9 protein-coding genes are annotated in these 11,972 nt (G+C 69.8%); 2 read left to right on the forward strand and 7 right to left on the reverse strand.

What is annotated here, in order from left to right:
• Positions 1–12: 12 nt before the first annotated feature.
• The 6 genes from ACZ5U5_RS03645 to ACZ5U5_RS03670 all read right to left on the reverse strand — a co-directional run bounded on the left by ACZ5U5_RS03645 (position 13) and on the right by ACZ5U5_RS03670 (position 8,857).
• Entirely contained in the window at positions 13–3,090 is a 3,078-nt protein-coding gene (locus ACZ5U5_RS03645) for a ThuA domain-containing protein (RefSeq protein ID WP_469016917.1), read from the reverse strand.
• A gap of 146 nt (positions 3,091–3,236) precedes the next feature.
• Complete coding sequence (locus ACZ5U5_RS03650; protein WP_469015732.1) at positions 3,237–4,109, reverse strand: sugar phosphate isomerase/epimerase family protein; 873 nt, start codon at positions 4,107–4,109, stop codon at positions 3,237–3,239.
• Positions 4,106–5,329: a substrate-binding domain-containing protein gene (locus ACZ5U5_RS03655; RefSeq protein WP_469015734.1), complete on the reverse strand. Its 1,224-nt coding sequence runs from the start codon at positions 5,327–5,329 to the stop codon at positions 4,106–4,108. The genes ACZ5U5_RS03650 and ACZ5U5_RS03655 overlap by 4 nt, the downstream gene beginning before the upstream one ends.
• Positions 5,329–6,351, reverse strand: coding sequence for an ABC transporter permease (locus ACZ5U5_RS03660; protein WP_469015736.1), 1,023 nt, complete (start codon positions 6,349–6,351; stop codon positions 5,329–5,331). The genes ACZ5U5_RS03655 and ACZ5U5_RS03660 overlap by 1 nt, the downstream gene beginning before the upstream one ends.
• A complete protein-coding gene (locus ACZ5U5_RS03665; RefSeq protein ID WP_469015739.1) occupies positions 6,348–7,352 on the reverse strand; it encodes an ABC transporter permease in 1,005 nt (334 codons plus the stop codon). Before ACZ5U5_RS03665 ends, ACZ5U5_RS03660 begins: the two co-directional genes overlap by 4 nt.
• Positions 7,349–8,857 carry a sugar ABC transporter ATP-binding protein gene (locus ACZ5U5_RS03670; RefSeq protein WP_469016920.1) on the reverse strand — a complete coding sequence of 503 codons (1,509 nt, stop codon included), beginning with the start codon at positions 8,855–8,857 and terminating at the stop codon, positions 7,349–7,351. Before ACZ5U5_RS03670 ends, ACZ5U5_RS03665 begins: the two co-directional genes overlap by 4 nt.
• Positions 8,858–9,048: 191 nt before the next feature.
• Here ACZ5U5_RS03670 and ACZ5U5_RS03675 point away from each other — a divergent pair, with 191 nt between their 5' ends.
• Positions 9,049–10,242: an ROK family protein gene (locus ACZ5U5_RS03675; RefSeq protein WP_469015742.1), complete on the forward strand. Its 1,194-nt coding sequence runs from the start codon at positions 9,049–9,051 to the stop codon at positions 10,240–10,242.
• A gap of 60 nt (positions 10,243–10,302) precedes the next feature.
• Here ACZ5U5_RS03675 and ACZ5U5_RS03680 read toward each other — a convergent pair whose 3' ends face one another.
• Positions 10,303–11,199: an SDR family NAD(P)-dependent oxidoreductase gene (locus ACZ5U5_RS03680; RefSeq protein ID WP_469015745.1), complete on the reverse strand. Its 897-nt coding sequence runs from the start codon at positions 11,197–11,199 to the stop codon at positions 10,303–10,305.
• An 85-nt stretch (positions 11,200–11,284) separates the two neighbouring features.
• Here ACZ5U5_RS03680 and ACZ5U5_RS03685 point away from each other — a divergent pair, with 85 nt between their 5' ends.
• A complete protein-coding gene (locus ACZ5U5_RS03685) occupies positions 11,285–11,890 on the forward strand; it encodes a TetR family transcriptional regulator (RefSeq protein WP_469015748.1) in 606 nt (201 codons plus the stop codon).
• Positions 11,891–11,972 lie beyond the last annotated feature (82 nt).

Consider the following 11,972-nt stretch of genomic DNA (forward strand, 5'->3'; position numbering starts at 1 on the left):
ACTTCCGGGTGACTATGACGTGGTGAACTGCACCGCGTCCACGTCGAAGGAATTATTCTGTGGCGACTTGAAGACCACGTACAGCTTGTGGGTGCCGGCCAGGGCTTCGACCGGCACGTCGGGTGTGGCCTGGTAGGTGTCCCAGCCCCCGGTATTGGGGACAGGCGTGGTGGCGAGCAGCTTGCCGTCGGGGGCGTCCGCGCGCAGTTCGATCGTGCCGACGCCGTACGGCGAGGACAGCTTGTAGCTGACCTTGCTGACGCCTTCCACGCTCATCGGGCTGTACGCGATCCAGTCGCCGTCACTGACGTCACCGATGCGCTTGCCGTTCTCGGCGCCCTCCTGGGAGACGATGCGGGTCCCCGACTGGTCGTCGTGGTATTCGGCCTGCTTGTGCTTGGGGTGCATGACGGAGCGGCCGTAGCCGGTGAGCGCACTGACGCCGTCGCCGCCCTTGTCGGTGTACTTGGCGTTGAGGACGTACGTGAGGTCGGCGCCCTCGGGGTGGCCGCCCAGGTCACCGGTGTCCACGGTGCCCTCGCAGCCGGCGATGTCGGTGGTGGGGTGCTCGTGGTCGTCGTGGCCGAGGGCCGGGTTGACGGTGACCTTGGAACAGTCGATCGTGCCGTCCTCGGGGTCGGTGACCGTGACCTTGTAGGGGATCTTGTCGCCGAACTCGATGAGCTTGCCGTCGACCGGGGTCTCGACCTTCACCTTGGGTGCCGTGTTGCCCGCCGTGACGGGCACGTTGGCGTAGCCGGACTTTCCGGTGGAGTCGGTGACCTTCAGCTGGGCGTTGAAGTCTCCCTTGGTGTCGTACGTGTGGGAGGGGTTGGCGTCGGTGGAGTCGTAGGTGCCGTCGCCGTTGAAGTCCCAGGCGAAGGTGAGCGGATCACCGTCCGGGTCCTTGCTGCCCTCGCTGGAGAAGTCGACCTTCAGCGGGACCGGGCCGTTGGTGGCGGACGCCTTGGCCTGGGCGAGCGGGGTGCGCTGACCCTGGGCGTAGTCGATGCGGTAGAGCCCGGAGTCGTTGTTGCCGCCGCCGAACTCGCTGCCCCACTCCAGGACGTACAGCGAGCCGTCGGGGCCGAAGGTCATGTCCATCGGCTTGGCGAACTTCGCGGACTTCAGGAAGTCGTTGATCTTCAGGAGCTTTCCGTCCTTGTCGAAACGGATCTCCTTGACAGAGTCGCGGGCCCACTCGTAGAAGAAGCTCGCGCCCTCGAAGTAGGCGGGGAACTTCGTCTTGGAGGGGTTCTTGGCGTCGTAGTGGTAGACGGGGCCGCTCATCGGCGCCGAACCGCCCGCGCCCATCTCCGGGAACTCCTTGGACTCGCCGTAGCCGTACCAGATCTCGGGTTGCTGGAGCGTCGGCAGGTCCTTCAGGCCGGTGTTGTTCGGCGAGGGGTTGGTGGGCTTGGCGCAGTCGAACTTGGCGCCGACTTCCTGGGTGTCGGGGTTGTAGGGGGCGTACGCCTGGTTGTTGCCGTGGCAGAAGGGCCAGCCGAAGTTGCCCGCCTTCTTGATGACGTTGTACTCGACCAGGCCCTCAGGCCCGCGGTCGGTGGTCGGGGCGCCGCGGTCGGGGCCGTAGTCGGAGGCGTGCACGTAGCCCGTCTTGGGGTCGACGGTGAAGCGGAAGGGGTTGCGGAAGCCCATGGCGTAGATCTCGGGGCGGGTCTTCGCGGTGCCCTTGGCGAAAAGGTTGCCCTTGGGGATGGTGTAGCCGCCCTTGTCCGTCGGCTTGATGCGCAGGATCTTGCCGCGCAGGTCGTTGGTGTTGCCGGCGGTGCGGGCGGCGTCCAGCATCTGCTTGCCCTCGCGCCAGTCGAGCGGCGCGTAACCCTGCCAGTTGGGGTCGAGGTTGGGCGGGACGTCGTCGCCGACGCCGAGGTAGAGCGTGCGGTTCGGGCCGAACTCGACGGCGCCGCCGGTGTGTCCGGGCTCGGGGAAGGTGCGGTCCCGGTAGGCGGGGACGTCCAGGAGCTTCTTCTCGCTCGCGAGATCGAGGGTGTTGTCCTGCTTGACCGTGAAGCGGGAGAGGCGGTTGACGTCGTCCTTCGCCGACGCGGGCGCGTAGTAGAGGTAGATCCAGCGGTTGGTGGCGAACTTGGGGTCGAGTTCCATGCCGACGAGGCCGTCCTCGCCGCCGGTGTAGACGTCGAGCTTGCCGGCCGTGGACGTGGAGTGGCTCTTCGGGTCGAAGATCTTCACCTCGCCGCTGCGCTGGACGTAGAAGACCTTGCCGTCCTTGGCGACGTCCAGCTCCATCGGGTCGGCGGTGTTGTCGTCCAGCGCGGTCTTCTCGTAGCCGGACCAGACCGTGCCGCCGCAGTCGCCCGGCTTGTTGCCGGCGGCCCACTGGATGCCGCCGAGCACATGTTCACGGAAGGCGGGCTCGCTGTACGACGCCTTGTCGTGGCCCATGGCGGTGGCCCAGACCTTGCCGCCCTCGGCGTTGCGGCACCAGGAGATGGGGTGGTCGGCGCCCATCTTGGAGCCACCCGGGTCGTACGTGGTCTCGTCGGCGGTGACCAGGACGTGCACGTCACCGCGGGGGTTCCTGTCGAAGTTGTACCACTCCTCCGGGCGCTCCCAGCGCTCGGGAAGGCCCTTGGTGGAGGGGTGCGCGCGGTCGGCGACCTTGGCGGTGCCCTTCAGGACGCCCGGCGAGTGGGCGGGCATGTGCGCACCGGCGTTGATGAGGTCGTCCCACCAGGGGAAGGAGTCCTCGACGCCCATGTCGAGGGTGTTGTGCAGGGCCACGACTCCCTTGCCGCTCTTCACGTACGCCTTCATGGCGTCGCGCTGGGCTTCGGTGTCCCAGACCATGCCGGAGTTCTGCAGCATGATGATGACGTCGAAGTCCTTGAGCTTCGCGTCGTCGAAGACCGTCGCGTCGTCGGTCTGGACGACCTCGAAGTTGTTCGCCTCCGCCTGCTCCTTGACCATCTGGACGCCGGCCGGGATCGAGTCGTGGACGTAGCCGACGGCCTTGGTGAAGAGCAGGGCGCGGAAGGCGGGCGCCTTGTCGGCGGCGCTGGAGGTGGCGGGCAGGAAGCCGACGGCGAGGAGCAGCGCCGCCACCATCGCGATCACCGCTCTTCGTACGCTCCTCGGATCGCGCAGTCTCATGTCACGCACATGACAGTCCATGGGGTGGTCCTCTCTGCTGGTCTGCTGGGAAGGACGGACGGACGTGCGGGATTGCCGGATGTCTGTGGGGTTGCCGGAGGTCAGAGGGCGGCCACGGCCCGGCGCAGGAAGCCGAGTCCGTCGGTGGCAAGGGCGTCCTGGGTGGGCGCGAGGGGTCGCCAGACGGAGGCGGCGACGGCGATGGCGTCGTTGTGGGCCGTGAACGACTCGATGCAGAGCGGCCCTCGGTAGTCGGCCTCGCTCAGCGCGCGCAGGAAGCCGGGCCAGTCGAGATGGTCGGCGCCGGGCGCGCCACGGTCGTTGGCGCACACCTGTACGTGCGCGATACGCCCTGCCGCCGAGCGGACCGCCTCGGGCAGGGAGTGCTCCTCGATGTTCTGGTGGTAGGTGTCCAGGGCGACGCCGATCGCTTCCTCGGGCAGGCCTTCGAGGCCCTCCAATGTCTGGGCGACGGTGTTGAACAGGCTCGTCTCGTAACGGTTGAGGGGTTCGACGGCGATACGGACACCGGCGCGGGCCGCGTAGTCGACGACCGGGGTGATGTGCTCGCGCCACTCCTCGTACGCCGATGCCCGCGCCGCCCGGTCCATCCGCCAGGTCCGGCCGACCGCCGCGTATACCGGGCCCGCCACCACGGGGGCGCCGATCGCGTGCGCCGCGTCGACGCAGCGGCGGAGGTAGTCCTGGGTGGCGCGCAGGGTGCCCTGGTCCGCGCGGACGAGGTTGCGCTCGTCGGGCATGACGGCGACGACGGCCGCGGGCGCCAGGCCCGTGGCGTCGAGAAGCTTGACCACCGCGGCGGGTTCCCAGTCGTCAGGCTGCTCCAGGGGCAGCTCCACGCAGTCGAAGCCCCAGCCCGCCAGGCGGGGCAGTGTCTCGCCGAGCACCTCGGTGGTGACCGGAGAGTTCCAGATCCAGGGGTTCGCACCCAACTGCCAGGCGGTGTACGTCACTTCTTGCCTCCCCAGTCTCCGGGGAAGCCCGGCATGTCCTGGCAGCCGCACATCGCGTAGTGCAGCGGCGGCATGCCCTCCTGGAGGTACGCGTCGAGGTTGGCCTGCGTGACCGTGGGCTGCGGCAGCTTCCACTCCTTGGGTACCTCTTTCCCGTCCAGGATGCGCAGGGCCGCGATGACCGGCGTGCGCCACTGGAAGGTCGGATAGGTGGGGGCGATCGCGGTGAGCTTCTTGTCCTTCCACGCCTGGAGGAAGTCCTGCTGGTCCTCGCCGGTGATCGGCGGGACGTCGACGCCCGCGTCCTCGAAGGCCTCGACGGCTGCGACGGCCGTGGCTCCGGAGTCCATCCAGACACCGTCGATGGAGCCGTGCCGGGAGATCGCGTCGGAGACGATCGACTTCGTCTTGGCGGGGTCGCCGTCGGTGAACTTGGCGTCCACGACGTCCAGTTCGCTCTTGTCGAAGGCGAGCTTCGCCGCCGACCAGCGGGTCTCCAGGACGTCCACGCCGGGCGAGATGCGCAGGGCAAGGATCTTGCCCTTGGGCTTGACCTTGTCGACGAGGAAGTCGGCGGCGACCGCTCCGTAGCCGTAGCCGCCGATGGGATTGACGAAGGTGACGGCGCAGTCAGTCTCCACACCCCGGTCGAAGACGATCACGGGCAGCTTGCCGCAGGCCTCCTTCACCGCGGGGGTGAGCGTGGCGGTGGTGTTCGGCGAGACGATGAGCGCGTCGCAGTCCTTGTTGCCCGCGAGCTCCTGGATGTCGGAGATCTGCTTGTCGTCCTTGCCCTGGGCGTCCAGGACGGTGAAGTCGTCGATCTCCTTGTGCAGTTTCACCTCGGCCTTCATGTTCTTCAGGCCGACCTGGCGCCAGGGGTTGAAGACACCGGCGTTCGAGAAGCAGAGGTGGGTGCCGCCCGAGCCCTTCTTCTTGTACTGGGCGGTGTCGGTCATCTCCGGTTCCAGCATCTGCTCCCAGGGCTTGGCTTCCGGACCCTCGGGGGTCTTCTTCCCCAGCTCCAACTGACGCTCGTACTCGGCCTGTTCGAAGAACTTGGAGGGTTTGTCACCGCCGCCGTCGGACCCGGCGGACTGCGAGGCAGCGGCGGGTGAGTCGGGCGGTGTGTCGCTGGAACAGGAGGCGAGCAGGGCGCCCGCGAGAAGAGCGGCGGCAGCGGGCGTGAGCGCGCGCCTGCGGTTCACACGGATGTTCATCACGAGGGTCTGCCTTCCGAGGAGGGGGTACGACGGCGGCGCAGCCGGGACCAGTCGGCGGCCCCGAGCCCGACCGCGGCGATGACGATGACGCCCTGGACGGTGGACTCCAGGGCGCCCGATACGCCCTGCAGATTGAGCAGCGTGAACAGGGCCTGCAGCGAGAAGGCGCCTGCCATCGCGGCGACCACGCTGCCCCGGCCACCGCCGAGCACGACTCCGCCGAGGACCACGGCGGTGATCGCCTCGAACTCGTAGCCGCGGCCCGCCTGCGCGGAGACCCCGGAGAAGCCGCCGACGAGCACCGCGGCGAGCGCCGCCGCCACGCCGGACAGGACGAAGGCGATGACGCGGGCGCGGTGCACACGGACTCCCGCGAGGGCGGCGGCCCGTTCGCTGTCCCCGGTCGCGATCAACGTACGGCCGAAGTCTGAGCGCATGAGCAGGACGGCGACGGCGCCGGCGACGAGGCAGGCGAGGACCGCCCAGGGCAGCCAGCCCATCGCGGCGCCGCGGCCCATCTGGCGGAAGCCTTCCGACAGTTGACCGTGCGGCGAACCGCCCGTCCAGAAGAAGACGGCGCCCTCCAGGATCAGCATCATGCCGAGGGTGGTGATGAACGAGGGCACTCTCAGGCGGGTCGTGATCAGCCCGCTGACGAGGCCGGTGATGGCGCCCGCGAGCAGCAGGCCCGCCGTGATGAGTGGCCAGGGCGCCTCCGGGAACGAGCCGTAGACCTCGGCCGCCGCGACGACCCCGGCAGTGACGATGGCACCGACCGACAGGTCGAACTCGCCGCAGACGATGACCAGATACTGCCCGGCGGCGAGGATCACCAGGGGCGCGGCGCGCTTGACGAAGGCGAGGAAGCGGTCGGGTTCGTAGAAGCCGGGGTCGGTGGCCGCGAGCGCGACGAGCAGGATGACGAGGAGTGCGTAGACGGGTGCTCCGGTGCCGAGCGAGCGGGCCACCCGCTTGTACGGGGTCACGGTCCGCTCCGGCTGAGCTGTCCGGCTGCTCATGCGGACCTCCTGCTGCCGCGGCGGGCGTAGATCGCGACGGCGGCGATGATGACGACGCCGCGTACGACGTTCTTGAAGAACGGGTCGACGCCGAGCTGGTTGAAGACGGAGTCGAGCACAGCGAGCACCAGGACCCCGCCGAGGGTGCCCGCCACTCCCCCGCGTCCGCCCGCCAGGATGGTGCCCCCGAGGACGACGGCGGCGATCGACTCCAGGTCGTAGCGGGCCTCGGTGCCGGCCCAGGGGGCGCCCGCGCCGAGCCGTGAGGCGAGGAAGAGGGCAGCGGCGCCGACGCAGAGCGAGCACAGGACGTGCGCGGCGATGACCGTGCGGCGGGTACGGACGCCGGAGAGCCGCGCCGCGTGTTCGTCGCCGCCTGTCGCGTACAGGTGATGCCCGAAGCGGGTGCGCCGCGTGATCACCCACATCGTGGCGGCGACGACGGCGAGCAGGAAGATCGAGACGGGGATCGGGCCCATCCGGTCGTAGCCGAGGTGCTGGAAGGAGGCGGGGACCTTGCCCGCCGGGCCCGTGTAGTTGTCCTCGATCCAGCCGCGCAGGATGAACGCGGTGCCGAGCGTCGCGATGAACGCGTTGACCTTGAGCCCGGTCACGATGAGGCCGTTGGCGAGTCCGACGGCCGCCGACAGGGCGAGGACGGCGAGCACCGCGGTGACGACGCTGCCGTCCTCCATGGTAGTGGCGGCGACGAGCGTGCCGAGGCTGATCAGGTACGCCACCGAGAGGTCGAGGGAGCCGGTGAGGATGACGGCGGTCTGCCCCACGGCGACAAGTCCCAGGGCGACGCAGTTCTGCAGGATGCCGACGACGTTCGAGAGCGTGAGAAAGTCACCGCCGCGCGCGGCGACCACGATCCAGCCGAGCACGGTGACGACCCCGGCAGCGAGCCAGACGCCGACGGCGGGTTCGGTGAGCCTGCTGCGGCTGGGGTCACGGGTCTTCAGGGAAGCGGGCGGTGGGGCGAGGCTGGTACCGCTCACGCGACGGAATCCTTTCCGGACGGGGCGCTCGGGTCGCCGTACGGGGCGCTCGTGGCCAGGTGCATCACGTCCTCCTCGGACGCCCCCGCCGGCAGTTCACCGGCGACGCGGCCCTCGGCCATGACGAGAATGCGGTCGCTCATGCCGATGAGTTCGGGCAGTTCCGAGGAGACGATCAGGACGGCGATGCCCTCGCGGGCGAGTTCGCGGACGAGGGTGTGGATGGCGGCCTTGGCTCCCACGTCGACGCCCCGGGTCGGCTCGTCGAAGAGCAGGACGCGGGGGTGGGCGGCGAGCCACTTGGCGATGACGACCTTCTGCTGGTTGCCGCCGGAGAGGTAGCGGGCCTCCTGGTCCTCGCCGCGCGCCTGGAGCCGTACCCGTTCGAGGAGTGCGGTGAGTTCGCGGGCTGCGGGCGGCTCCCCACGGGCCGGTACGGCGCGCGTGACGAGCAGGGCGTTGTCGCGCACGGACTGCCGCAGGGCGAGCCCCTCGGCCTTGCGGTCCTCGGTCACCAGGGCGATCCCGGCGCGGATGGCCTGCCGTGGGTTTGTGGGGCGCAGGGCTTCGCCGCTCACCGTCATCGCGCCGCCGGTGAACGGGGCGGCGCCGAACAGGGCCCGCGCCAGGGAGGTGCGGCCGGAGCCTTCCAGGCCCGCGACGCCGGTGATCTCCCCGGCGCGCAACGTCAGGTCGATGCCGGTCAGCCGGTCGTTGCCGCCGCCCGTGACGGTGAGGCGTACCTCGCCGATGTCGTCGGGGGCGGCGCGCGGCGGGTAGTAGGCGCTCAGCTCCCGGCCGACCATGGCGCGTACGACCTGGTCGGTGTCGGTGTCCCGGGTGCGTATCGTCGAGACGTGACGGCCGTCCTTCAGCACCGTGATCCGCTGCGAGAGTTCGAAGACTTCCCGCAGGCGGTGGGAGATGTACAGGATGCCGAGGCCACGGGCCGCGAGGCGGCGTACGAGGTCGTGCAGGAGGCCAGCCTCGTGGTCGGCGAGCGGCGCTGTCGGCTCGTCCATGACCAGGACGCGGACGTCGGAGGCGAGCGCCTTGACGATCTCGACGGTCTGCTGCCGGGCGACGGACAGGTCGCGGATGTACGTGCGGGGCGTGATCCCCGCTACGCCGACCTCGGCGAGGAGCTCCGCCGTGCGGGCCTCCATCGCGCGGCGGTCGACGAGGCCGTAGCGGGTCGGCTCGCGGCCCAGGAAGACGTTCTCGGCGACCGTCCGGTGCGCGAGCAGCGCGAACTCCTGGTGGATGATGCCGATCCCGGCGGCCTGGGCCTGCGCCGGATGGCTGAAGGAATGCTCCGTTCCGTCGAGCACGATGCTGCCCTCGTCCGGGATGTGTTCGCCCGCGAGGACCTTCATCAAGGTGGACTTGCCGGCGCCGTTCTCGCCGACCAGGGCGTGCACCTCGCCCGCGGCGAGGTCGAGCGACACGCCGTGCAGCACTCGCACTCCGAGAAAGCTCTTGGACACCCCGCACATCGCCAACATCTGTTGCGTCGCCTGCATCGCCTGCACCCTCGGCTCCTTCGGCAGCGGTCTGCAGAGCAATGTGATGAGGGAGCTTTGACCTGTCAAGGGCCCAAGCAGCTTTCTCCACAAGCAAGTTGACGGCTACTTAGGTCGATCGTCGAACAGCATCAGCCTTGTGAGCAGCCAAACTCGTCCCTAAGGTTGCTGCCATGTCTGGAGCGCCGGATCACCCCGTTTCCATACCGTCGACACCCGGCGAAGTCCTCGCCCTGCTCCGTACGGGGGCGGTGGAGACCCGTGCCGACATCGCCCGGATGACGGGGCTCGCACGGTCGACGGTGTCCCAGCGGGTGGACGCGCTGATCGCGCACGGCTTCCTCACCGAGGAGGCGGACGGCGGCTCGACGGGCGGCCGGCCGCCTCGCCGACTGCGGCTGCGCACCCGCGAACACGCCGTCGCGGGCGTTGACTTGGGCGCTTCGCACTGCCGGGTCGCCCTCCTGGACATCGGCGGCGAGATGCTCGCCCTGCGCGAGGACCCGATCTCCATCTCGGACGGCCCGCAGGAGGTCCTCGGCCACGTCGAGCGGACGCTGCACACCCTGCTCAAGGAGACCGAACGCGACGCCGCGTCGCTCCAGTCCATCGGGGTCGGGGTGCCCGGGCCCGTGGAGTTCTCGACGGGCCGCCCGGTGGATCCGCCGATCATGCCGGGCTGGCACCAGTTCCCCATCCCGGAGTTCTTCGCCGAGAGGTTCGGGCCCCGGGCCCTCGTCGACAACGACGTGAACGTGATGGCGCTCGCCGAGCAGCGCCGCGCCTTCCCCGACACGCGCTATCTGCTCTACATCAAGGTGGGCACGGGCATCGGGTGCGGCATCGTCGCCGATGGCCGGCTGCACCGGGGCGCGCAGGGCAGCGCGGGCGACATCGGGCACATCCGGGTGGGTGACATCGAGGACCCCTGCCGGTGCGGCAACTCCGGGTGCCTGGAGGCGGTGGCAGGCGGCGCGGCCATCGCCCGGAAGCTGTCCGACCTGGGCCTGCAGGCGACCTCGGGCAGTGATGTCGTACGCCTGGTGAAGTCCGGCAACCGCGACGCCGTACGGATGGTGCGCGAGGCCGGCCGTGCGGTGGGCGAGGTGCTCGCGGGCCTGGTGAACTTCTTCAACCCGGACACGGTGGTGGTCGGCGGGGCGCTGGCCGCCGTGCACGACCAACTCCTCGCGGGCGTACGGGAAGCGGTGTACCGACGGTCGCACCCCTTGGCCACCCATGTGCTGCGGATCGAACCGAGCCGTACGGGCGAGAACGCGGCGGCGATCGGCGCGGGCATCCTGGCCGTGGAACACGCGCTGTCCCCGCGCCAGGTGGACCGAGCTCTGTCGGGCGCGGCCCGCTGAAAGCCGTCGGCGCACGGCAGCGCACCCCGGCCCGCGATGACCGGACAGGCGACGCGACCCTCAGATCCCGTCCTCCGAGGTGAGCTCCTCGCACTCCTCGCACAGCGACCAGACCGCTTCGCGCGTACGGGGGTCCTCGGCGAAGTCAGGCCACGGGACCCGGCGGCAGTTGGCGTTGAAGTAGGCGCCGGTGATGCGTGCGACCTCCGGGCTCGTCGCCAGGTGGATACTGGACCTGGCGGGCTTGACGAGATCCGCGAGCAGGATCGGGCCCAGCAGCCGGACGAGGGGCGCGGCAGGGCGGTAGGCCCAGGGGAACGCGCTCATCGGGGTGGCCTTGTTGCCCGGGGTGTAGGCGTGGCCGGGATAGGCCACGTTGATCGTCACCGTGCTGCCCTCCGTCCGCCGAGCGTGTTCGTAACTCATCGCCATCAGCGCGGCCTTGGTGTGGTTGTACTGGCCGAAGGTCCAGCCGACGAAGGCCTTCTGTGCCTGGAGGTTGCCGGGGTCGACCGGGCCGCGCGGGATCCCGCCGGTGAGGTTGATGACCCGGGCGGCGGGCGCCTTCTCCAGCTGGGGCATGAGGCGCCGGGTGAGGACGAAGGGCGCGAGGACGTTCGCGGCGAAGGCCGTCTCCACTCCGTCGGCGGTCAGGCGACGAACGGGCGGGTTCATGCCGAAGTTGTTGACGAGGACGTCGAGTTGGTCGTGTCGGGCGCTCACCTCGGCGACCACCCGGTGCAGACCTTCACGCAGCGTGAGGTCAGCCGCTACCGTCTCCACAGAACCACTCCCGGCCTCGCGCGCGATCTCGCGCGCCGCCTGAGCGGCCCGTTCCGGGTCACGGCCGACGAGGATCACGTCGGCTCCGCGCCTGGCGAGTCCACGGGCCGTCTCCTTGCCAATCCCTCCCGTGCCGCCGGTGACCAGTGCAGTCTTGCCGCGTAAGGACGTCATACCGCCTCCTGGATGAGGTGCATTCTCAGAACACGTCACTCGGTGACACATTAGGCATCGAGTGAAGCAAAGTAAACTCCGGTGCATGGGAAGCGGAGAGAGTGCAGAGCATTCGGAGGAGGCCGGTGGGCTGCGCGCTCGCGCCCGGCGCGCCATGCGAGCCGAACTCGCCTCACTGGCACTGGAGTTGTTCGCCGAGCGAGGCTTCGACGAGACGACCGTGGAGGACATCGCGCACGCCGCGGGCCTGTCGAAGCGCAGCTTCTTCCGGTACTTCCCGTCGAAGGAGGACGTCGTCTTCGGCACCGTGGAGGCGATGGCGGACGAGGTCGCCGACGAGGTACGCCAACGGCCCGACGGTGAGGAGCCCTGGGACTCCCTCCATCACGTGCTTCGCGCCTGGCAGGAGCGGATCCACTCCTCCGGACGGCAGTTGGCCGAGCTCACCCTCATCGACGCGACGCCGTCGCTGCGCGCGCGGCTGCACCAGAAGCGGGACGCCATGCGGGCCCAGGTGGCCGAAGCCCTCGCGGAACGGCGGGGCGCGAAGCTGGACATGTTCGGCGCCGACCTCCTCACAGCTGCGGCCACCGCGGTGCTCGACGCGGCGGACCGGGAGTGGCTGCGCTCGGGCGGCACGGCGGACCGCGGCGCCCTTGTCGACCGGGCGTTCGCGTCGCTGCGGCCGTAAGGCAGACGCCCATCCCGGCGCGCATCCCGGCGCCCGTCCCAGCGCGCATCCCCCGAACAGGTGGTGGACCGGACCTCTGAAC

It is taken from the genome of Streptomyces sp. NPDC033177, from assembly GCF_055577715.1.

What these genes read in the sequence shown, in the direction of transcription:
- ACZ5U5_RS03670 (WP_469016920.1), bottom strand. Translation starts at nt 8,857, where the DNA reads ATGTTGGCGATGTGCGGGGTGTCCAAGAGCTTTCTCGGAGTGCGAGTG.
- ACZ5U5_RS03680 (WP_469015745.1), bottom strand. Translation starts at nt 11,199, where the DNA reads ATGACGTCCTTACGCGGCAAGACTGCACTGGTCACCGGCGGCACGGGA.
- ACZ5U5_RS03645 (WP_469016917.1), bottom strand. Translation starts at nt 3,090, where the DNA reads ATGGTGGCGGCGCTGCTCCTCGCCGTCGGCTTCCTGCCCGCCACCTCC.
- ACZ5U5_RS03655 (WP_469015734.1), bottom strand. Translation starts at nt 5,329, where the DNA reads ATGAACATCCGTGTGAACCGCAGGCGCGCGCTCACGCCCGCTGCCGCC.
- ACZ5U5_RS03660 (WP_469015736.1), bottom strand. Translation starts at nt 6,351, where the DNA reads ATGAGCAGCCGGACAGCTCAGCCGGAGCGGACCGTGACCCCGTACAAG.
- ACZ5U5_RS03675 (WP_469015742.1), top strand. Translation starts at nt 9,049, where the DNA reads ATGTCTGGAGCGCCGGATCACCCCGTTTCCATACCGTCGACACCCGGC.
- ACZ5U5_RS03685 (WP_469015748.1), top strand. Translation starts at nt 11,285, where the DNA reads ATGGGAAGCGGAGAGAGTGCAGAGCATTCGGAGGAGGCCGGTGGGCTG.